At 56.4% G+C, this 21,514-nt stretch carries 24 protein-coding genes and 1 tRNA gene; 14 read left to right on the forward strand and 11 right to left on the reverse strand.

From position 1 onward, the window contains the following. The first annotated feature begins 98 nt into the window (after positions 1–98). The 7 genes from rpmF to ACFIO0_RS08635 all read left to right on the forward strand — a co-directional run bounded on the left by rpmF (position 99) and on the right by ACFIO0_RS08635 (position 5,487). Complete coding sequence (rpmF, locus tag ACFIO0_RS08605; protein ID WP_390914936.1) at positions 99–305, forward strand: 50S ribosomal protein L32; 207 nt, start codon at positions 99–101, stop codon at positions 303–305. Between the two features lie 114 nt (positions 306–419). Beyond that, positions 420–1,499, forward strand: a complete 1,080-nt coding sequence (plsX, locus tag ACFIO0_RS08610) for a phosphate acyltransferase PlsX (RefSeq protein WP_390914937.1) — start codon at positions 420–422, stop codon at positions 1,497–1,499. Further along, positions 1,496–2,467, forward strand: a complete 972-nt coding sequence (locus tag ACFIO0_RS08615) for a beta-ketoacyl-ACP synthase 3 (RefSeq protein ID WP_390914938.1) — start codon at positions 1,496–1,498, stop codon at positions 2,465–2,467. Before plsX ends, ACFIO0_RS08615 begins: the two co-directional genes overlap by 4 nt. 107 nt (positions 2,468–2,574) lie before the next feature. Further along, positions 2,575–2,877, forward strand: coding sequence for an integration host factor subunit alpha (gene ihfA / locus ACFIO0_RS08620; protein ID WP_390914939.1), 303 nt, complete (start codon positions 2,575–2,577; stop codon positions 2,875–2,877). A 4-nt stretch (positions 2,878–2,881) separates the two neighbouring features. After that, complete coding sequence (locus ACFIO0_RS08625; protein ID WP_390914940.1) at positions 2,882–4,204, forward strand: MerR family transcriptional regulator; 1,323 nt, start codon at positions 2,882–2,884, stop codon at positions 4,202–4,204. Positions 4,205–4,263: 59 nt separating this feature from the next. Beyond that, positions 4,264–4,340, forward strand: a tRNA-Pro gene (locus tag ACFIO0_RS08630). Positions 4,341–4,410: 70 nt separating this feature from the next. Further along, positions 4,411–5,487: a 2'-deoxycytidine 5'-triphosphate deaminase gene (locus tag ACFIO0_RS08635; protein WP_390914941.1), complete on the forward strand. Its 1,077-nt coding sequence runs from the start codon at positions 4,411–4,413 to the stop codon at positions 5,485–5,487. Here ACFIO0_RS08635 and ACFIO0_RS08640 read toward each other — a convergent pair. The 7 genes from ACFIO0_RS08640 to ACFIO0_RS08670 form a co-directional block, all read right to left on the reverse strand. Next, positions 5,484–5,723: a hypothetical protein gene (locus ACFIO0_RS08640; protein ID WP_390914942.1), complete on the reverse strand. Its 240-nt coding sequence runs from the start codon at positions 5,721–5,723 to the stop codon at positions 5,484–5,486. The genes ACFIO0_RS08635 and ACFIO0_RS08640 overlap by 4 nt on opposite strands. A 63-nt stretch (positions 5,724–5,786) precedes the next feature. Further along, positions 5,787–6,443 carry an SMC-Scp complex subunit ScpB gene (gene scpB / locus ACFIO0_RS08645; RefSeq protein ID WP_390914943.1) on the reverse strand — a complete coding sequence of 219 codons (657 nt, stop codon included), beginning with the start codon at positions 6,441–6,443 and terminating at the stop codon, positions 5,787–5,789. Position 6,444: 1 nt separating this feature from the next. Beyond that, complete coding sequence (locus ACFIO0_RS08650) at positions 6,445–7,230, reverse strand: segregation/condensation protein A (protein WP_390914944.1); 786 nt, start codon at positions 7,228–7,230, stop codon at positions 6,445–6,447. Then, positions 7,220–8,230, reverse strand: coding sequence for a beta-N-acetylhexosaminidase (gene nagZ, locus ACFIO0_RS08655; protein WP_390914945.1), 1,011 nt, complete (start codon positions 8,228–8,230; stop codon positions 7,220–7,222). Before nagZ ends, ACFIO0_RS08650 begins: the two co-directional genes overlap by 11 nt. Beyond that, on the reverse strand, positions 8,227–9,231 hold the full coding sequence (locus tag ACFIO0_RS08660; protein WP_390914946.1) for an SPOR domain-containing protein: 1,005 nt from the start codon (positions 9,229–9,231) through the stop codon (positions 8,227–8,229). Before ACFIO0_RS08660 ends, nagZ begins: the two co-directional genes overlap by 4 nt. Positions 9,232–9,307: 76 nt before the next feature. After that, on the reverse strand, positions 9,308–11,050 hold the full coding sequence (gene argS / locus ACFIO0_RS08665; RefSeq protein WP_390914947.1) for an arginine--tRNA ligase: 1,743 nt from the start codon (positions 11,048–11,050) through the stop codon (positions 9,308–9,310). A 63-nt stretch (positions 11,051–11,113) separates the two neighbouring features. Beyond that, positions 11,114–12,265, reverse strand: a complete 1,152-nt coding sequence (locus ACFIO0_RS08670; RefSeq protein WP_390915306.1) for a deoxyguanosinetriphosphate triphosphohydrolase — start codon at positions 12,263–12,265, stop codon at positions 11,114–11,116. Positions 12,266–12,351: 86 nt separating this feature from the next. Here ACFIO0_RS08670 and ACFIO0_RS08675 point away from each other — a divergent pair, with 86 nt between their 5' ends. Continuing rightward, entirely contained in the window at positions 12,352–12,675 is a 324-nt protein-coding gene (locus ACFIO0_RS08675) for an iron-sulfur cluster assembly accessory protein (protein ID WP_390914948.1), read from the forward strand. 4 nt (positions 12,676–12,679) lie between these two features. Here the strand turns inward: ACFIO0_RS08675 and ACFIO0_RS08680 are convergent, their stop codons facing one another. Both ACFIO0_RS08680 and ACFIO0_RS08685 read right to left on the reverse strand, forming a co-directional pair. Beyond that, positions 12,680–13,741, reverse strand: coding sequence for a DUF6902 family protein (locus tag ACFIO0_RS08680; RefSeq protein ID WP_390914949.1), 1,062 nt, complete (start codon positions 13,739–13,741; stop codon positions 12,680–12,682). A gap of 45 nt (positions 13,742–13,786) precedes the next feature. Continuing rightward, entirely contained in the window at positions 13,787–14,005 is a 219-nt protein-coding gene (locus ACFIO0_RS08685; protein WP_390914950.1) for a hypothetical protein, read from the reverse strand. Between the two features lie 371 nt (positions 14,006–14,376). Here ACFIO0_RS08685 and xth point away from each other — a divergent pair, with 371 nt between their 5' ends. Beyond that, positions 14,377–15,186, forward strand: coding sequence for an exodeoxyribonuclease III (gene xth / locus ACFIO0_RS08690; protein ID WP_390914951.1), 810 nt, complete (start codon positions 14,377–14,379; stop codon positions 15,184–15,186). Positions 15,187–15,244: 58 nt separating this feature from the next. Here the strand turns inward: xth and ACFIO0_RS08695 are convergent, their stop codons facing one another. Together ACFIO0_RS08695 and dksA are read right to left on the reverse strand one after the other, a co-directional pair. Then, a complete protein-coding gene (locus ACFIO0_RS08695; protein WP_390914952.1) occupies positions 15,245–16,417 on the reverse strand; it encodes an FAD-dependent monooxygenase in 1,173 nt (390 codons plus the stop codon). A 75-nt stretch (positions 16,418–16,492) separates the two neighbouring features. Continuing rightward, entirely contained in the window at positions 16,493–16,915 is a 423-nt protein-coding gene (gene dksA, locus ACFIO0_RS08700; protein ID WP_390914953.1) for an RNA polymerase-binding protein DksA, read from the reverse strand. A gap of 175 nt (positions 16,916–17,090) precedes the next feature. Here dksA and ACFIO0_RS08705 point away from each other — a divergent pair, with 175 nt between their 5' ends. The 5 genes from ACFIO0_RS08705 to ACFIO0_RS08725 all read left to right on the forward strand — a co-directional run bounded on the left by ACFIO0_RS08705 (position 17,091) and on the right by ACFIO0_RS08725 (position 21,459). After that, positions 17,091–17,933 carry an AAA family ATPase gene (locus tag ACFIO0_RS08705; protein ID WP_390914954.1) on the forward strand — a complete coding sequence of 281 codons (843 nt, stop codon included), beginning with the start codon at positions 17,091–17,093 and terminating at the stop codon, positions 17,931–17,933. A 330-nt stretch (positions 17,934–18,263) separates the two neighbouring features. Continuing rightward, on the forward strand, positions 18,264–18,719 hold the full coding sequence (locus tag ACFIO0_RS08710; RefSeq protein WP_390914955.1) for a GNAT family N-acetyltransferase: 456 nt from the start codon (positions 18,264–18,266) through the stop codon (positions 18,717–18,719). Continuing rightward, positions 18,719–20,086: a DUF2927 domain-containing protein gene (locus ACFIO0_RS08715; protein ID WP_390915307.1), complete on the forward strand. Its 1,368-nt coding sequence runs from the start codon at positions 18,719–18,721 to the stop codon at positions 20,084–20,086. The genes ACFIO0_RS08710 and ACFIO0_RS08715 overlap by 1 nt, the downstream gene beginning before the upstream one ends. 16 nt (positions 20,087–20,102) lie before the next feature. Continuing rightward, a complete protein-coding gene (locus ACFIO0_RS08720; RefSeq protein ID WP_390914956.1) occupies positions 20,103–20,270 on the forward strand; it encodes an apolipoprotein acyltransferase in 168 nt (55 codons plus the stop codon). A 1-nt stretch (position 20,271) separates the two neighbouring features. Beyond that, on the forward strand, positions 20,272–21,459 hold the full coding sequence (locus ACFIO0_RS08725) for a VWA domain-containing protein (RefSeq protein WP_390914957.1): 1,188 nt from the start codon (positions 20,272–20,274) through the stop codon (positions 21,457–21,459). The last annotated feature ends 55 nt before the right edge of the window (positions 21,460–21,514 follow it).

Consider the following 21,514-nt stretch of genomic DNA (forward strand, 5'->3'; position numbering starts at 1 on the left):
TCTGGGCGCACAGCCTAAATGCACGTCACGCCTAAACCCAATGTTATGCAACACGGGCTCTGCAACCTTGCTTTGCCCTTTAATCAAAGGCCCATACAATGGCTGTTCAACAGAACAAAGTCTCCAAATCTCGCCGCAACAACCGTCGCGCGCACGATTCTCTGGTGGCTGCAAACCCAAACGAGTGCGACAACTGCGGTGAGCTGAAACGCCCACACCACATTTGTGCGTCCTGCGGTCACTATGCAAACAACGAAGTTGTTGCACAGGCCGAGGAAATCGATCTGGAAGACGACGCGGCCTAAAGGCCCTCGTTTCTGGATGGAGCCCCGCATAGACCCCCGCTTTTATAACGGTAGGCAGGCAGCTGTATCATGACGGCCCAATCTGAACAGATCGCGGCCGCTCCAACTGACTTAATGTCAGCTGATACAACTGACGCCCCTACTGTGATTGCGGTGGATACTATGGGTGGCGATATGGGGCCAACGGCTGTGATCGCCGGCTGTGCCCTGTTCGCCAAGCGCCACAAGAACATCAATTTTATTCTTCACGGCCCTCAGGAACAGCTGACGGGTCTTGTTGCGCGTCGCAAGCACTTGCACGGTCGCTACGAAATTCGTGACGCCGACGAAGTTGTTTCGATGGAGGACAAGCCCAGCCAGGTTGTACGCTCGGGCAAGAAAACCTCGATGTATGCAACGGTCGAATCTGTGCGCAATGGCGATGCAGGCGTGGCTGTCAGCTGCGGCAATACCGGCGCGCTGATGGCGCTGTCGATGATCCGCCTGCGCAAGCTGCCCGGCGTGAACCGTCCGGCGATTGCAGTGCTGTGGCCCTCGCGCAACCCGCAAGGGTTCAACGTGATGCTGGATGTGGGCGCTGACATTCGCGCCGACGCCGATGATTTGCTGCGCTATGCACTGATGGGGGCGTCGTATGCCCGCAACGGCATGGACCTGCCCCGCCCGCGCATCGGCCTGCTGAATGTGGGCACCGAAGAACACAAAGGCCGCGCTGAATTGCACGACGCCTATGATCTGATCCGCGCCCACGAAGAATCCGCCGATTTCGAATTTGTCGGATTCGTCGAAGGCGGGGATATTCCGGGCAACGTGGCGGACGTGATCGTCACCGACGGTTTCACCGGCAACGTTGCGATCAAAACCGGCGAAGGCACCGCAGGTTTGATCGGTGATCTGCTTAAAGAAGCGTTTAAATACACGCCCTTGTCTCGCCTTGCCTCGCTCTTGGCCTTTACCTCAATGCAACGCCTGAAACGGCGCATTGACCCACGCCGCGTCAATGGCGGGGTGTTTTTGGGGCTGAATGGCACAGTTGTGAAATCTCATGGCTCTGCGGATGCAACAGGGGTTGCCGCGGCCATCACCTTGGCGGCACAATTGGCGCAAAGCGGCTTTACCGGCAAGCTGGCAGCCCGTGTGGCAGCCGCCACGCCAAAAGACGCCGAAACACAGACCAAGGATTCCGACGCATGACAATTCGCGCTGTTGTTAAAGGGGTTGGGCATTATTTGCCCCAGCGCATCGTTCCGAATGCGGAATTCGAGGCGACCTTGGACACAACAGACGAATGGATCGTGTCGCGCTCTGGCATCCAGAATCGCCATTTCGCAAACGAAACCGAAACCACATCGGTGATGGCGACCGAGGCGGCCAAGGCCGCGTTGACCATGGCCGGATTACAAGCATCAGACGTTGATGCCATCGTGTTGGCGACCTCGACTGCCGATCTGACGTTTCCGTCCGCGGCGACCATGGTTCAGGCCAATCTAGGCATGAAAAACGGATTCGCTTTTGATGTGCAGGCTGTGTGCGCGGGATTTGTATTCGCGTTGACCAATGCCAATGCCTTGATCGTTTCAGGCCAAGCAAAACGGGTTTTGGTGATCGGTGCTGAAACATTCAGCCGCATCATGGATTGGACCGATCGCGGCACTTGCGTGCTGTTCGGCGATGGCGCAGGCGCGGTTTTACTGGCAGCCGAAGACGGCGCTGGCACTGCCGCTGATCGTGGGATCTTGGCCACCGATTTGAATTCGGACGGCACCCACCGCGATCTTTTGTACGTCGATGGCGGCACCAGCACGGGCACCACGGGCTATTTGCGGATGCAAGGCAACCAAGTGTTCCGCCATGCTGTTGGCAAACTGGCGGCCACAGCCCAAACCGCCATGGATCGCGCTGGTGTCACGGCCGATGACGTCGACTGGATCGTGCCACATCAGGCTAATATTCGCATCATCCAAGGCACCGCCAAAAAGATGGACATCCCGATGGACCGGGTTGTTGTCACCGTTCAGGATCACGGCAATACCTCTGCCGCATCCATCCCGCTTGCCATGTCTGTGGGGGTCGAACGTGGCCAGATCAAACAGGGCGATTTGGTCGTGACCGAAGCCATCGGCGGTGGACTGGCATGGGGTGCTGTCGTTTTACGCTGGTAACTCGCATAATTACGCCGAATTCGCCACTGAAACAGTCCCTTGCAAGTCATTGATATTGACTCGGAAAATCGCCTGCCCCTATGGTTGTTCGAAATTAGGGGGACGACATGGCCGAAAAAACTTTGACGCGGATGGATTTGAGCGAAGCTGTTTTTCGTGAAGTAGGACTGTCGCGCAACGAGAGCGCACAATTGGTAGAAGGCGTTTTGGAACATATGTCCGACGCTTTGGTAAAAGGCGAGCAGGTCAAGATTTCCTCGTTTGGCACCTTTTCTGTACGCGATAAATCAGCGCGCGTTGGCCGCAACCCAAAGACAGGCGAAGAGGTTCCAATCAACCCGCGCCGCGTCCTGACGTTCCGCCCGTCTCACTTGATGAAAGATCGCGTCGCCTCGGGCAACAAGCGCTGATCTGATGAGTAAATCCGCCGACGCCTTTCGCACTATCTCAGAAGTGGCTGATTGGCTTGGCGTGCACGCGCATGTTTTGCGGTTTTGGGAAAGCAAATTCACCCAGATCAAGCCGGTCAAACGGGCTGGTGGGCGGCGCTATTATCGCCCTGTCGACATGTTGTTGCTGGGTGGCATCCAAAAATTGCTGCACGAAGACGGGCTGACCATCAAAGGTGTGCAGAAAATTCTGCGCGAAAAAGGCATGGCGCATGTGTCTGCCTTGTCCAAAGGTCTGGATGATATGGATGCGGACGGGCCAAAAACGACCGGTTCGGACGAGACCTCGCGTGCATCAGTGACCCCGATTGCGTCCCCAAACATGGACAAACCTGCGCCAGAAGCACCCAGTGCAATGGACGTACCGCAAGCTGACCCGGATGAGGCCAACGTGGTTAATTTCATGTCTGGCGACACCTCTGACATGTCGGATGACGATAAAACCCAAGCCGCACAGCGCCCGTCTTTCACCGAAGACGCGGTGGTCATGCCAGATCCCAAACCCGCCGCGCCTGACGTCGTCGAGCCCACGCCGCCACAACCGGCTGCACCTCCTTTAGACGACATTCAAACGCCGGAACCTGTACAGGCTGAGCCAGAACCGCAAACCGAAACGCTGCCAGAGCCATCTGATCCGGTGCCTGAAGCACCCAAAAACGAAACGGCTCAAGCTGACCTGACGCCCGCACCTCAGCCCGTGGATGCAGAGCCCGAAGGCCAAACCGTCAGCGAAGAGGCACCAGAGCCTGTTGTACAGAACACTGTAGAGGTTGAACCCGAAGTCGAAGTTGCTGCTCTCGATTTGGACGCCGCGGAGGAGCCCGAGGCAGAACCAGAACCAGAACCAGAGACCATTCCAGTGTTCATGTCCGCAAGTGCAAAAACTGCTGCCGAGGATGAACCACAGGTCGCCGAGCAAGCCGACGAACACGTCGAATCAACCGATGATGATGCGCCCGCGGCCCCTGTCCTGCCCTCGTTCTTGCATCGGCGTGCTCCCGAAGTGGACCTCGTACCGGATGCACCAGAACCCGAGGCGGCAGAGCCCGTTGAGGCCGCGAGCAGTGATGCTCCGCAAGCAACATCAGCTGAGCCCGACACGCCAAAACCGCAGATCATAGACGTGCCTGAAACACCGGATGAGGCCAGCTTTGACGCCGCTCCAAAACTGCTCAGCACGCTCAGCAAAACCAAAACGCTGAGTGCTGCACAGGCCAAAGACATAACCCCACTGCTTGCGCAATTGGTCGGCCTGCGCGATCGCATGGTTCAGGCGCGCAAAGAGTAGACGGTCGTGCCGTTTCCCCCTTGTCACGGGCCACAAATCGGGTATGAAACATGCCAAGTCGGGCTATGGCGCAGTCTGGTAGCGCGTCCGTCTGGGGGACGGAAGGTCGCAGGTTCGAGTCCTGCTAGCCCGACCAATCACCGACTTGCACAAACCGCTCGCGCCAATCTGGTCGCGGGCGTTTGTCGTTTTACAAGGGTGCTATAATGACCGGTGTGGTTCCAAGCCAACAGATCAGCCAGATGATTGACGGTGGCCAGATCGTCGCCCAACCCGCTGTGATTCCAGAACAAATCCAACCCGCCAGTCTTGATCTGCGCCTTGGCAACGTCGCCTACCGCGTGCGCGCATCGTTCCTGACGGGGCACGGCGCACGCGTCGAAGATCGCCTTAAAGAATTCGAAATGCACCGCGTTGATCTAACCGATGGGGCCGTGTTGGAAAAAGGCTGCGTCTACGTGGTTCCGCTGATGGAATCCCTTGCCCTGCCTGCGGACATGAATGCGGTCGCAAATGCCAAAAGCTCGACCGGACGGCTGGACCTGCTGACCCGCACAATCACCGATGGCGGCACTGAATTTGACCGTATTCCCAGCGGCTACACCGGCCCACTGTACGCCGAAATTTGCCCACGCTCGTTTTCGGTACTCGTGCGTCCGGGCATGCGTTTGAATCAAATCCGGTTCCGCACCGGCCACGCTGTTTTGGATGACGCAGCCCTTGCCGCGTTACACGCAGACATTCCGCTGGTGAACGGCGATCCAGTCATTGACGACGGCCTTGGCTTTAGCGTCGATCTAAAATTGGCTGGCACCACGCTGGTCGGCTACCGCGCCAAACCGCACACAGGCGTCATCGACCTAGACAACATCGGCCACTACGACCCCACCGCCTACTGGGAAGAAGTGCACAGCACCGATGGCCACATCATCCTTGACCCCGGCGCGTTCTACATTTTGGTCAGCCGCGAAGCTGTGTGTATCCCGCCCGACTACGCCGCCGAAATGGCCCCGTATTTGGCGATGGTTGGTGAATTTCGCGTGCATTACGCAGGCTTTTTCGACCCTGGATTCGGATTTGATGCTGCTGGCGGCACTGGGTCGCGCGGGGTACTAGAGGTACGCTGCCACGAGGCCCCGTTTGTGTTGGAGCACGGTCAAGTTGTGGGCCGTTTGGTCTATGAAAAAATGGCCCAAGCCCCGACGCAATTGTACGGTGCTGACCTGAAATCAAACTACCAAGGACAGGGTCTAAAACTGTCCAAGCATTTCAAAACGCCTTAACGCTGGTCGCGTTTGGCACGACGTTCGGCGCGGATGCGATCACGCTCTGGCGTGGCACTTTGCCCCCGGTTTTGATCCGTTGGATTGCCATAATCGTCGATTTCGCCCTGTGGTTGCCCACCGCGACCGCCTCGCTTGCGCGCCATACCTGCGGCCCCCTTAAAGCCCGCATCGATACCCTTGCTCATCGCTTTGCGCATGACGAGCCGCAGAAACATATTGATGATTTGGTTCATGGTTTTGGTGCCTCTCTTGCTGCGCTTACCCGATATATAGGGATAAATGCGGCGATTTTCAGATCAATCTTCAAACAACTCGGATTGACCCTCGTTGGTTTCCTCGTCTTCGTCGACCTCGCCCGGTCCCGGCATTGATCCTGGCGGCGGGCGATTTTCCAGCAAACCAGCAGAGCGCAATTCCTTGAGCCCCGGCAAGTCGCGGGCATTTTCCAGCCCGAAGTGATCAAGGAAATTTTGCGTGACCACAAACGTAACAGGCCGACCGGGTGTCATTTTACGCCGCCCGAAACGGATCCATTCCATTTCCAACAACTGATCAACAGTGCCACGACTGACCGAAACGCCGCGAATTTCTTCGATCTCGGCGCGGGTGACTGGCTGGTGATAGGCGATGATCGCCAAAGTTTCGATGGCAGCACGGCTCAGCTTGCGGGTTTCGACGGTTTCTTTTTGCATCAGAAACCCAAGGTCGGCGGCCGTGCGCATTGCCCAAGAATCGCCGATTTTGGTCACGTTCACGCCGCGCCCGTCATAGCGTTTTCGCAGATACACCAGCGCCTCAGCGGCGTCACAGCCATGCGGCATACGCGCCTCAAGCTCGCGCACGGTAACCGGTTCTGCGCTCGCAAACAGGATCGCTTCGACCATACGTTCTTGTTCAGCAATCGGAGGAGCCTCAAACAGGCTTTCTTCTTTTTGTTCAAGGTCTTGTGACACGTTATCCACCTCTCTTGCGCAACTGGATCGGACCAAAGGATTCACCTTGGCGGATGTCCAGATGCCCTTCTTTGACCAACTCTAACGAGGCCGCAAATGTTGCCGCTGTCGCTGATCTGCGACGCACAGGGTCGTTGTCCCAGCCCTCTGGCAGATAAGTCACAATTTCGGTCCACTCACCTGCGTAGCCAATCAATCCACGCATCCGTTCCAGCGCTTGTTCCATCGTAAACACGCTTTCGCGGTCCAAGATAAACGGGCGGAAATCGTCGCGCGTGCGGATGCGGGCATAGCCTTGCATCAAGTCCAACAGGGTTGCCGTGTAGGTCACCGATTTGACCCGCTCAACCGTTTCGACCTGCCCGCGCGCAAAGAAATCACGCCCCAGTTGGTCACGTGCCATCAGACGTGCAGCACAATCGCGCATCGCTTGCAGGCGTTCCAATTGAAACGCGAGGTGGGCGGCCAGCTCTTCGCCAGACGGTCCTTCTTCGGTCGGGTCAGGCGGCAGCAGCAAACGGGATTTCAAGAACGCCAGCCACGCAGCCATGACCAGATAGTCAGCGGCCAATTCTAGCCGCAACTCTTTGGCCTTTTCCACAAACGCCAAATACTGATGCGCCAATTGCAGAACCGAGATTTTGCGCAAATCGACCTTTTGCGTGCGCGACAATGTCAGCAGCAAATCCAACGGCCCCTCAAAGCCGTCGACGTCCACAATCAGCGCCTCGGCTGCCATCCGTTCGGCAACAGAAACCCGGTCTTCTTCAAAGATGTCATTGGCCATGCAGGTTCCCGCCCAGAAGCGCCTTAAGTTCGGCGTCATAGGCAGAAATGTCAATCTCGTCCGGAGTTTTGCGTGCTTTGAGTGCAGCATTCGCACGCCTGTGGGCCGCATCGTTCATTTCACCAGCAGCAGCTGCGACGGTTTTGCGTTCGTCAAGCGTGCCATTGCAGTGCAAAATCACATCACACCCTGCATCCAGGGCATCACGGCTGAGTGTACCCAAATCACCGCTGAGGGCTTTCATCGAAATGTCGTCGGTCATGATCAATCCATCAAAACCGATGTCCGTGCGGATCACATCCATCACAGGCTTGGACAGGGTCGCGGCCTGATCATCGATGGCCGAGTACACCAGATGCGCGGTCATCCCCATCGGCAGGTCGTTCAACGCTTTGAACGGCGCAAAATCATGAGTGCCAAGACCGTCGCGGGCCGCATCAACCTTTGGCAGATCAAAATGGCTGTCTGCAGTTGCGCGCCCATGCCCGGGCATGTGTTTGACCACCGGCAGCACTCCTCCGTCCAGCATGCCGTCGGCCGCTGCGCGACCCAGCGTGGCGACCGTGATCGGGTCATCGCCGTAACAACGATTGCGCAGAAAATCATGGGTCGTGGCATCGGCCACATCGACCATCGGCGCGCAGTTGCTGTCGATGCCAATGTCGCGCAATTCGTGGGCGATTATGCGATGGCGCAAATACATCGCACGCGTCGCGTCATCGCCTGCTGCCTTGACGAAATCCAAGGGTGGCAGCCATTCACGCCAGATCGGCGCGCGCAAGCGTTGCACACGCCCGCCCTCTTGGTCGATCGTGATGGGACAATCGCGCCCAACGGCCTCGCGGTAATCATTGCACAGCGCGCGCACTTGGTCAGGCGTGTCGATGTTGCGGGCAAACAGGATAAACCCGAACGGGTTCACATCGCGGAAAAACGCTTTTTCTTCGGTACTTAGCCGATGTCCGTCACCATCAAGGATGGTCGCGCCAAAGCGGGTCATCTGGTGACAACCGGAATGCAATCTGCCTTTTTGGCCAGCAAAGCAGAACAGAAACGACGCGCATCGCTGAGGTCCTCAAAGCCCAAAGCGCGCAGGCGATAGAATGTGCGCCCACCACTTTTTGCCTTTTGGATGATGCGGGATTTGCCGTGCAGGAAATCGCCAAACCGACCCTCAAGCTTGCCCCATTGATCCCGCGCGACTTCGGCGCTGTCAAAGGCCCCAAGCTGCACAAGGCGGGTGCCCGCAGGCAGGCTGGCGGCATCGACTTCGTTGGTTGCAACGGCGGCGGGGGCCGACACAGGTACCACAACGGCTGGCGCGTTGGCGGGGCGCAAAGATGGGCGTAGCGAACGTTTGACGCCCGGCGCTTTCAGAACTGCATTTGTGGCAACCACGGCTGTTGGCATTGCTTCGCTTGACGCCGCCGAAGCGAGCGCTGCGACAACTTCGGGGGCTGTGCTGGCGTCATCAGCGACGATACGCTCTGATCCGGCGGTCAGTTGCGCCACCAGATCTTCGACGGAACCGGACTGCAAAGCGCCAGCCACATCTATTGTTTCATCAATGGCCGCAGACGGATTCAGCGCGGCAGGCTGTTGCACAGGAGCCACCATTCCCACGGGAATTGGCATGTCCTCTTGCGTCAATGCGACCGGTTGCGGGGCCAGAACCAGACGATCTGCGGGGGCTTGCGCAATGCCATCAGCCGCAACCGCATTCACTGCCAAGCCTTGGTTCAGCGCCAATTGGCCGCCTGGAATTTCAGGGCGCACACGCATTTCGCCTGCGACCGCCTGAACCACCGGAATGCCGGAAACATCGCGCATCATCAGCTTGTAACCCCAGACACCAACGCCTGCGATCAGCGCGACAGAAATGCCTGCCGCAATCAAATTCGTAAAGTTTGTCAGTGGGTTAGCGCCACCATGTTGTGCGCTTGCCCCAGCCGTCGCATAGACGGGGGACCCCATACCTTGGGTGAAAGGAACGTCTGCCATGTTTGCCTCGTTGCCCGCTTGGATACATTGTCCGTGGGGTCATCTGTCTGTTTGCCTGTGCAGCCGAGGCGGTTTTTTAACGCATCTCTTCGGCTGGCTCTACGCCTAAGATACCAAGGCCAGCAGCTATTACAACCGCTGCGGCGCGCGCTAGGGCGATTTTTGCTTGTGACGTTTTTGGATCGTCCTGCAAAAAGCGCAATTGCGGCAGCGTATTGCCTTGGTTCCATAGCCCGTGGAATTCGCCCGCCAGTTCGTACAGGTAGAACGCAATCCGGTGTGGTTCGTTCGTGCGCGCGGCATTTTCAACCAAGCGCGGCCATTCCGCGATCTTACCCGCCAGCGCCAATTCCGCCTCGTGATCCAGCAGGCTTAGGTCAGCATTGGCCAAGGTCGCATCATCAACCGCAACATCTGCCTCAACCGCTTTGCGCAAAACCGAATTCACCCGCGCGTGGGCGTATTGCACGTAAAACACCGGATTGTCTTTTGACTGCTCCAGCACCTTGTCGAAATCAAAATCAAGCGGCGCGTCGTTTTTGCGCGTCAGCATCACAAAACGGGTCACGTCAGAACCCACCTGTTCGACCACATCGCGCAGGGTCACAAAGGTCCCTGCCCGCTTGGACATTTTGAACGGCTCGCCGTTTTTGAACAGCTTGACCAGTTGCGTCAGCTTGATGTCCAGCGACACTTTGCCATCAGACAACGCGCTAACGGCTGCCTTCATCCGTTTAACATAGCCACCGTGGTCGGCGCCAAACACATCAATCAGTTCATCAAAGCCGCGCTGCACTTTGTCGTAGTGGTATGCAATGTCGGGCGCAAAATAGGTCCACGCGCCATCGGATTTTTTCACTGGACGATCGACGTCATCGCCGTGTTCGGTGGATTTGAACAAGGTTTGCTCGCGCGGTTCCCAGTCTTCCGGCTTTTTGCCTTTTGGCGGCTCGAGCACGCCTTCATAGATCAGCCCTTTGTCGTCCAGCGATTTGATCGCGCTTTCGATCAGGCCGGTGCCGTACAGCGACTTTTCAGAGAAAAAGTTATCCATCTTGATGCCGAGCATGCCCAGATCATCGCGGATCATGTCCATCATCGCTTCGGTTGAAAATTCGCGCACGTCTTGCAGCCAAAACTGTTCGCCCTTGTCGACATAGGCATCGCCGACTTTGGCCTTTAGTTGCTCGCCAGTTTTTACCAGATAGTCGCCGGGGTACGTGCCTTCGGGAAACGCGACCTCTTGGCCGTGCGCCTCAAGGTAGCGCAGATAGACCGAGCGCGCCAAAACATCGACCTGCCCGCCGCCATCGTTGATGTAATATTCGCGCGTCACATTGTGGCCGGCGAAATCCAGCAAAGAGGCAAGCGCGTCGCCAAAAACCGCTCCGCGCGTGTGCCCGACGTGCAAAGGACCAGTCGGGTTGGCCGAGACATATTCCACCATCACCTTTTTGCCCTGCCCCATTTCAGAGCGGCCAAAATCAGTGCCAGCTTTTAGTGCTTCTGCGACAACACCTTGCCAAACAGACGGGGCCAAACGCAGGTTCAAAAAACCCGGTCCTGCCACATCAGCCGCGGTAATGCGCGCATCGTTCAGCAGCACAGGGGCCAGAATGTCAGCAATGTCGCGCGGTTTCATCTTTGCGGGCTTGGCCAAAACCATCGCTGCATTTGTCGCCATATCGCCGTGTGACGCATCGCGCGGGGGTTCCACGGCGACGTTGTCAAAGCTGAGACCGTCAGGCAATTGCCCCGCCTTTACCATCGCGTCTAACGCGTCGATCACTTGCACACGGATGTCGGCAAACAGGTTCATCTTTTTGGTCCTATATCGAGTTATCTGCGGTGTACCACAGCGCCGCGCAACGTCAACGTCGTGTCAATCGCTTGCAAAAATACGTAGGTGTTCTTGCAGGGCAAAGCGGTCGGTCATTCCAGAAATATAGTCCGACACCCGCCGCGCGATTGCGGTTTTGTCAGCACCTGCCAATTCGGCCTGCCATTCGCCAGGCAATTGCGCCGGTTCATTCAGAAACAGCGGGAACAGATCGTGGATCACCAGCGTCACTTCGGCGCGTTTTTCCATCACCGACGGGGCACGGTACATTTGGGTGAAAAGAAACTTGCGGATCACTTGCAGATCAGCCCAAAGCCCCGGCGAAAACTGGATCACAGACCGGCCCAGATGGCGCACGTCATCGACACTGTTCACACCACTTTCGGCCAGCAAATCGCGCGACGTGGTGATCACGTCACTGACCATCACACCAAACACGCGGCGCAAGGCTTCGTGCCTGCGTTTGTGCAAATCCAGACCGGGATATTTCACGTCCACTTCGGCGTAGGCAGCCCCCACCATCGGCAATTGCGCGACGTCATCGTCGGTGAACAGCCCGGCGCGCAGCCCGTCGTGCATGTCGTGATTGTTGTAGGCGATGTCGTCTGACAGGGCCGCCACTTGCGCCTCTGCACTTGCATGCGTGGCGAGCTCCAGATCATGCTGCGCGTCATATTCGGCCAGCGCATAGGGCAGATCGCCCAGCACGGGGCCGTTGTGTTTTGCGATCCCTTCCAGACATTCCCACGTCAGGTTCAGCCCGTCAAAATCAGCGTAATGCCGTTCTAAGTCCGTCACAATCTTGATCGCTTGGGCATTGTGATCAAAACCACCGTAGGGGGCCATCAGCTCGGCCAGCGCGTCCTCACCGGTGTGCCCAAACGGCGGGTGCCCCAGATCATGGGCCAAGGCAACGGCCTCTGTCAGCTCTGCGTTCAGACCCAAAGCGCCAGAAATCGTGCGCGCAACTTGTGCGACTTCGATCGAGTGGGTCAGGCGCGTGCGATAATAATCGCCCTCGTGTTCGACAAACACTTGGGTTTTGTGTTTTAGCCTGCGAAATGCGCTGGCGTGAATGATCCGGTCACGGTCGCGCTGAAAACACGTCCTGAAACTCATCTCTTCCTCGACCAAGCGCCGTCCCCGCGCGTGATCAGGATTGGATGCAAATGATGCCTGCATTTTTGTGGCAATCCTTGTGGCCTGTCCTGCCACTCTCTATATTGCAGCTGTGGGGCCAATGAAACCGGCACCTTTTGATTAAATCCGGAGCATGAACGATGAATTTGCCACCCAAAGTCACATCTCGTGCGTTTGAACGTCTGGCCGAAATCGGCGCTGCCAATGACGGGCACGCCTTGCGCGTCGCAGTCGAGGGTGGCGGGTGTTCCGGTTTCCAGTATGAAATCGCATTAGACGCCCCCAAAGACGACGATCTGGTGCTTGAAGGTGCAGGGGAAAAGGTCGTGGTTGATTCCGTGTCATTGCCATTTTTGGCCAACGCCGTCATCGATTTCTCAGAGGAGTTGATCGGTGCGCGTTTTGTCATCGAAAACCCGAATGCAACCAGCGCATGTGGATGCGGAACTTCGTTTTCAATGTAATGGCTTAGCCTGCGATGCTCATGCGGCTGAACCCTTCAAAAAACATCTCGAAATCTGCTGAAGAATCCTGTGCAGCGCGTAGAATTTCGCAGCCTTCAGGGCTAACGGATTGCTCGATAATTCCTTGCATGTGATGCCAATCAGAACTGCGTGCCTCGCGCATTTGATACATACAAGCAGACATGGCGCGCAGTGGCCCGACGGTTGAATTCTTGCGATCAAATCGCATAGGCCCGGTTCGAATTTGCGCGTGCTGAACTGGCCGTTTCGCGCAGAGTGCCATCCAGTTTGCAACAAGAAATTCGTGATAATGATCGTCTGCGGGTACGGCTGATGCCCCCTCAACCGCGAAATCAGACAGGCACTCCGTCACGTGATCTTCCCAAATTTGACTGGGTTGATGCCCTGCAAACCGCAGTGCGATGCAAATTTCGGCCAGTAAATCTGTATTTTGATCAAGATAGGCGAGGATTCCCGCAAACTGCAGCGATCGCACAGCAGCGTTGCCCAACTGAGGGTCTTTACGGCCATATTCCGACAGGTAAAACACAATGTGTGTCAGTTCGTAGGCGGCCTTTTTGTTAGGAACCGCAAAGGTGTCGTTGCGTGAAATGAACCGGTGAAGACGCGCGTTCAGCCCGTTGTCCTCAAATTCCACGCCGCGACGCGCCAATAGACGCTGTGCCTCGCCACGTTGCAAATCAGACAATTCCGCCTGCGCCAACTCTTGCTGCGCCACCCAATTGCACAGCTTTGCACCTTGCGTGCCGGCCATTCCAAGGTCTTCGAGGTCAAGGCAGATCGACACTATAAACCGGTAGTATTGCGGAAAGAACGACAAACGCTGGGGCAAGGTTTCATAAAATTCAGCCAATGGTTCCAGTGCACTGGCGTCCATATTTGTCCCAGAACATTCCAAAATGCTCAGCAGTTCGGCGTTTTCCTTAAGCCAGAAAACATCGTCCGCCCCGCGTCGCTGCGTTGCAAACAGCGAGATCAGCGTGCTGGCCTGATCTTGAAACCCAAGACGCCGTTGCGGCGCGTTAAATGCGATGATGTTGCTCATGTGATCAACCTTTCAAATTTCAAATTCAACGCGCCGCAGCTGTTATTAAGAGCCGGAGGAGAACATCTGTGTGCCTTCACCCGCATCGGTTTTTGCGCCCATTGTCGGCGCCGATCCAGACGAGAATGACCCGCTGAGATCGCCGCTGATCATGTCACTGGAGGTCGGGGCAGAGCTGGTCGAAAACAGTTCCACGTGATCGCCTGAGAACATGTCCAAATCGGATGTTTCGAAGGCGGTATTTTCTTTGCGAAGTACGTTCATTTTTGAAGTCCCATTTCAATTATTTCAGAGACTTCAGCGTTGCGCAGAACGACACGTCGTTAACAGACGGGTTCAAGGTTTTGCCGCGCAAACTCGGGTTATCCACATGAGCATTCGCGCCTAATTATTTGGTCGAAAAAGGGAAGCGCGTTCCGAAAGTTTTTCAAATAAATCTTATCCACACCGCTGATTTTATTGAATAATCGTGAATTAGCCCGATTGGTTAACGCGTACCTAATGGGAATCGGTCGCGTTAACCAATCGGGGGAAAACTTTGGTGCGCCTGTGCAAATTCCCCGGCAAATCAGCCTCGCCCCTTGCCCGCAGCGACCGCTTAAGCGATAGCTGGGCTTAAGAATTCGGAGACGCTTATGAAAATCGCGACGTTCAACATCAATGGCATCAAAGCCCGCATTAACGCCTTGCCCGATTGGCTGGACGAGGCGCAGCCCGACGTGGCCTTGTTGCAGGAAATCAAATCCGTTGACGAAGGTTTCCCGCGCGAGATTTTCGAAGAGCGCGGCTATAACGTCGAAACCCATGGGCAAAAATCGTTTAACGGCGTGGCGATCCTGTCAAAACTACCGCTCGAAGACGTCACACGTGGCCTGCCCGGCGATGATACCGACGAACAGGCCCGCTACATCGAGGCAACAGTGGTTGGCGAACGCGAAGCCCTACGCATTTGCGGATTGTACCTGCCAAACGGCAATCCAGTCGAACTCGACGACGCAGGCACCCCCATCGCGGGCGGAAAATACGCGTACAAACTGGCATGGATGGAACGCCTAAAAGCGCGCGCTCAGGAATTGTTGGTCGAAGAAACCCCGTTTCTCATGGCCGGCGATTACAACATCATCCCGCAACCCGAAGACGCCGCCCGCCCGAATGCGTGGACAGAAGATGCATTGTTTCGGCCCGAAAGCCGCAAAGCATTCCGCGATTTGCTGAACCTCGGGTTGACCGAAGCCTTCCGCGCCCGTGACCAGCGCCCGGCGCAATACTCGTTCTGGGACTACCAAGCAGGCGCGTGGAACAAAAATGACGGCATCCGCATCGACCACTTTCTGCTGAGCCCAGCCTGTGCCGACATGATGACCGATTGTGGGATCGACAAAGACATTCGCGCCCGCGAAAAACCGTCAGATCACGTGCCTGTTTGGGTCAATTTGGACGTCTGACGCCAACCGCACCCGCCCATAAAATATGGAATGCCCGACGCAGTCGGGCGCCTTTGGATCAAGTCCCACTGCCCGTCACGTCATAGCGGTACAGCCAGTCGAACGGCTTGATCATCAGGCTCGGGGTCAGTCGGCTGCCCAAACGCATCACCGCATGCGCCCCAAATCGCACAGGCCCATGACGCAGATGATAGCGCCATGCATTGCCGTTTGCGGTTTTGATGATGCGGCTGACGCGCGCCTTGCGCATCACGGTATAGGCCGCCAATGCGGCATCCCCTTGGTGTGCGTTCAAACAACGCCCTAACGCCCATGCGTCTTCTAATGCCATGTTGGCCCCTTGCGCTAGAAACGGCAGGGTCGGATGCGCGGAATCACCAACTAAAACAACACCTTGTTCGCCCCAATTTGTCGCGACAGGATGGCGAAACAACCCCCAAATTGACACGTCTGTGACGGCGCCGATTGTCTGTGCTGCGTCACCTTGGAACTGGGCAAAACGGGCACGCAACTCTTGTGGATCACCTGTGTGGTTCCAGCCTTCGTCGGCCCAAGCGTCGCGTTCTTCGACCGCAACCAGGTTCAAAAACGCAGAACCACGGATCGGATAGCTGACGATATGTTGGCCCGGCGCCATGTACACGTGCGCCTCGGGCCCTTGGTCAATGACGTTTGGCACAACCGCGCGCCACGCCACTTGTTTGGTGAAAAACGCAGAACTTTGCGGGTTCAGCACGCCGCGCGCCACCGAATGGACGCCATCTGCCGCCACGATCAATTCCGCCCGCCGCGTGGTCCCATCGCTCAGCCGCACTTCGGGCATGTCACCCGGAATAACGTCCGCCACATGCGCGCCCAGCACGATATCTGCGCCAGCGCGTTTCGCCGCCCCTTTGAGCAGATCCAACACGTCGGCGCGGTGCACAAAATAGTAACGTTGATCCGCAGCCAATCGCGCCAGATCAAGCCGCGCGATTTCCCCCGCTCGCTTGTAGTCGCGCAATGATACGGCCTGCGCGCGTACACCGCCGCGTGATTTCAACTCTGTCTCTAGGCTCAAAGCCCGCAGAACCACCATGCCATTGGGGCTGATTTGCAAGCCCGCGCCCACTTCGCGCAGAGCGTCCGCTTGTTCCAGGACGGTCACGGATGCACCGGCACGCCCTAGCACGGCTGCCGTGGCCAAGCCGGCGATCCCGCCGCCGATCACAATTGCGCTGCGCACTGTCATGGCATCCCCAAACGAAAAAGGCGCGGCAGAGTTTCCCCCGGCGCGCCTGATGTCTTTGTGCGTTTCACGTCAAGTTCACTCGTCGCGGTGCACTTTTTCGCGCCGCTCATGCTTTTCCTGTGCCTCAAGGCTCATCGTGGCGATGGGCCGTGCGTCCAGACGTTTCAAAGAAATCGGTTCACCCGTGACCGAGCAATAGCCGAATTCATCTTCGTCGATGCGGCGCAGTGCGGCGTCGATTTTGGACACCAGCTTGCGCTGACGATCCCGCGTGCGCAATTCCAGCGCGCGGTCGGTTTCCTCGGACGCACGATCATTGACGTCTGGAATATTGCGTGTGCCATCTTGCAATGCTTCGATGGTATCGCGGCTGCCTGCGAGCAACTCTGATTTCCAGTCCAAAAGCTTGCGACGGAAATATTCCGTCTGGCGGTCATTCATAAACGGTTCATCATCGGCCGGTCTGTAGTCATCCGGCAAGAATGCTTCCTGCTTCATGTCTTTCCCCTCACTACGGCTTGCGCTTGTCATGCTGGCTTCCTTACAATCCAAAACGGGTCGCCCCCTGCGGGTGCATCTAACGTAGCGTTTGGGAATTGTCACTACACAATCCTGCGCGCTTTGGGCTAAAGGTATTGGTAAATAAATCGCGCCAAATTGAGGTAAAATAGATATGAAATTTCAAGGCACTGACAGCTATGTCGCCACGGACGACATGACAATTGCGGTGAATGCGGCCGTCACACTTGAGCGCCCTCTACTCGTCAAAGGGGAACCCGGCACCGGCAAGACCGAATTGGCCAAGCAAGTTGCCACCTCTTTGGGTCTGCGCATGATCGAATGGAACATCAAATCGACCACCCGCGCGCAGCAGGGTCTGTATGAATATGACGCTGTATCGCGCCTGCGTGACAGCCAGTTGGGCGAGGAAAAAGTCCACGACGTCGCCAACTACATTCGCAAAGGCAAGTTGTGGGAAGCGTTCGAGGCGGGCGAAAAAGTCGTGCTGCTGATCGACGAAATCGACAAAGCCGACATTGAATTTCCGAACGATTTGCTGCAAGAGCTCGATAAGATGGAGTTCTACGTCTACGAGACTGGCAAAACCATCAAGGCGGTGAATCGCCCGATCGTGATCATCACTTCGAACAATGAAAAGGAACTGCCCGACGCGTTTCTGCGCCGCTGTTTCTTTCACTACATCCGCTTTCCAGACATGGAAACAATGCGCGCCATCGTCGAAGTCCACCACCCAGGCATCAAGGAACAGTTGCTGACCACGGCGCTGACCCAGTTCTTTGAGGTGCGCGAACAAGCCGGTTTGAAAAAGAAACCCTCGACCTCCGAAGTGCTGGATTGGCTGAAATTGCTACTGGCCGAAGACATGTCGGCCGAGGATCTGAAATCTGGCGGTGCCTCTGCCTTGCCAAAACTGCACGGTGCCTTGTTGAAAAACGAGCAAGACGTGCATTTGTTTGAACGTTTGGCGTTTATGGCCCGGGGTCAGCAGCGCTAGCGCCAACCTCAGATAGCGGAATTTGGGCCAAGGTCGCAAATTCGTTGCAAAAAAGCCGCGCGGGCCCTCTCGGGCGGCTTTGTTTTTTGCTGAAATAAGGCAGATTTGGACAACTGCCCTACTTCTGCCTTATTTCAAAACAACACACGTAAGACGATGTTTGAATTAAAATCAAATACTTGCGGATCATTAGACGACCCTCGATACGCTCATTTACCGCCCATTTTCATAAAATCTGCCACAAACTTGCCTTAATTGAACCCTAAGAAGGTCGGGTTGAGAGGCGACAAGATCTCCAACTGAGGCGATTAAGTAGGCAGGCAGTATTAAATGATTGGTAACGACGCACTCCAAGTGCGCCCGCTGATTGAGTCCGATAAGGATTCATGGGGCCTACTTTGGACCGCTTATCTTGCGTTTTATAAGACAAGTGTGCCTGCGCAGACGTATGACGTCTATTTTCAGCGCCTGCTTGGCGATGACCCACAAGATTTCAACGGCCTTGTCGCCGTTAAAGACGGCCAGTTGGTTGGTCTCACCCACTACCTGTTTCATCGCCACGGCTGGAAGGTCGAAAACACCTGCTACTTACAAGACCTCTACGCCGATCCATCCGTGCGTGGCCTTGGCATTGGACGCGCCTTGATCGAAGCGGTTTACGCTGCGGCCGACGCGGCAAACGCACCAAGCGTCTATTGGTTAACCCAAGACGACAATACGCAAGCGCGCAAACTTTATGACCGCATCGGGACTCTCACGAACTTTATCAAGTACGGGAGAACATGATGCGCCGCTATGTGCTCCCTCTCGCTTTGATGTTGAACGCGTGTATGCCTGTGACCCCGACGGATACGGCGACGCGGGCCAACATCACCGCCTCGACCTTGCCGCCGATGAAAACCTTTGGGGCCCCGCGCCCATCGCGGCCTGCAAAATCCAACGTCGATCTAACCAATGACTTTATTGATCTGTCTTTCCGGTTGGAAAGCGGTCGTGATCTGCCGCTGTTCACCCGTTTTGAAAACCCGATTTCCGTCCGCGTGACGGGCGCGCCACCTGCGTCCCTCGGGTCCGATCTGAACAAACTGCTGCACCGTTTGCGCACCGAGGCTGGCATCAGCATCAGTCAAACCGCCGCGACACAGCCTGCAAACATCACTATTCAGGCCGTTGGCCGTGCAGAAATCCGCCGCGCCCTGCCCCACGCTGCCTGTTTTGTTGTGCCAAATATCGATGATATTTCGGAATACCGCACTGCCAAACGCACGCCCAAGACGAACTGGGCCATCATGCGCGAGCGCAAGAAACTGGCGATTTTCCTACCAAATGACGCAAGCCCGCAAGAGGTGCGCGATTGCCTGCACGAGGAACTGGCCCAAGCGTTAGGCCCGTTGAACGATCTGTACCGTTTGCCCGACTCTGTCTTTAACGACGACAACGTGCACACAGTTCTGACCGGTTTCGACATGATGATGCTGCGGGCCTATTATTCGCCCGAATTGCGCTCTGGCATGACCCGTGGTCAGGTCAAAGCCAAGTTGCCAGCCATTTTCGGTCGCATCAATCCGGGCGGAAACGGGCGTCAGGCGAAATTTGCATCCCGTACGCCGCGCGCGTGGTCACAGGCCATTCAAAAGGCGCTTGGCCCGGGTGCCACGCCACGCGAACGCGGTGTTGCTGCGGATCAGGCGTTGAAAATTGCCACTGCCATGGGATGGCACGATCACCGCCGCGCCTTTGCACACTACGCAAATGGTCGCATTTTGCTGTCCTCCGATCCCAAAGCCGCACAACAGCATTTCCTTGCTGCTGACCGTTATTACGCTGCAACGCCCGGTGCCGATTTGCACCGCGCCTATGTTGCTACGCAACTGGCGGCCCATGCGATCACCCAAGGCGACGGCGATCGTGCCCTGCTGTTGGTTGGGCCCCACATTGATCGTGCCGCGCGCAATGAGAACGCGATTTTGCTGTCGACTTTGCTATTGTTGCGGGCCGAAGCGCTTGATCTGAATGGACGAACAGCCGAAGCACGTACCGTCAGACTGGACAGTCTTGGATGGGCGCGATACGGCTTTGGACCAGATTGGGCCGTGCGGGCCAAGTTGCGTGAAATCTCGTCTCTCAGCCCGCTGAAAAAAGGCCGCACCTAAGGTTCGGAGCTGAACTATGATCGTGATTATCGCAGCCCTTTTGGGGGCGATTGTTGGCGCATTTACGGCCAAGCGCCGCAAAGGTAACACCTTGGATATACTGCAATATGCCGCGGGTTATGCGATGGCGTTTGTTGTGGTTGGCATGATCGCGACAGTCGTTCTGCACCGCTTGGCGGTCTAACATGTTTCTGCCGTTCTTTGACAACTTGCGCAGCGCCGGTGTCCCCGTTTCGATCCGCGAATTCCTGGCGTTTCTCGAGGGCATGAAAGCCGGTCTTGCGACCTATGATGTTGAATCATTTTACTATCTGGCCCGCGTGTCGATGGTGAAGGACGAGCGTAACATCGACAAGTTCGACCGCGCCTTTGCCGCAGCGTTCGACGGGTTGGAACAGATCAGCATCGAACAAGTTCTAGAGGCCGTCGACATCCCGTCTGACTGGCTGGAAAAACTGGCAGAGAAACACCTGTCCCAAGAGGAAAAAGACGAAATCGAAGCGATGGGTGGCTTCGAGAAATTAATGGAGACGCTGAAACAGCGCCTTGAAGAGCAAAAAGGCCGGCACCAAGGTGGCAACAAATGGGTTGGCACGGCGGGCACCTCGCCTTTTGGGGCCTACGGGTACAACCCCGAAGGTGTGCGGATCGGCCAAAAAGAAAGCCGTCACCAGCGCGCCACTAAAGTCTGGGACAAGCGCGAATTTAAAAACTTGGACGACCAAGTTGAACTGGGCACCCGCAACATCAAAGTGGCGCTGAAACGTCTGCGCAAATGGGCGCGTGACGGGGCGCAAGAAGAACTGGACTTGAACGGCACCATCCGTGCGACAGCTGAAAACGGCTATCTTGACGTAAAAACGCGGCCCGAGCGGCGCAACGCGGTCAAAGTTCTGTTGTTTCTGGACGTCGGTGGATCGATGGATCCGCATATCAAAGTGGTCGAGGAATTGTTCTCGGCTGCGCGCACCGAATTCAAGCATCTTGAGCACTTTTATTTCCACAATTGCCTGTATGAAGGTGTGTGGAAAGACAACCGTCGCCGCTGGGATGCCCAGATGAAAACCGACGACGTTCTGCGCACCTACGGCCCTGATTACAAATGTATTTTTGTCGGCGATGCCTCCATGTCGCCCTATGAAATCGCCTATCCAGGTGGTGCCAATGAACATTGGAATCCCGAAAGCGGCCAGGTCTGGCTGGAACGCACGCGCGATCAGTGGAAATCGAGCTTGTGGATCAATCCGATCCCGGAAAAATACTGGTCCTACACCCATTCAATCACCATGATCCAAGAGATCTTTGGCAAAGACGCGATGGTGCCGATGACCCTTGAGGGACTCAGCCGCGGGATGAAAGCGTTGACCCGCTAGCGCGTTCTAAACGCAGGCAATTATCATTTGGACGGCGCGCGCGTTTCAATCTACG

The sequence above is a fragment of the Pseudosulfitobacter sp. SM2401 genome (assembly GCF_042932805.1).
Taxonomy (GTDB): Bacteria; Pseudomonadota; Alphaproteobacteria; order Rhodobacterales; family Rhodobacteraceae; genus Ascidiaceihabitans.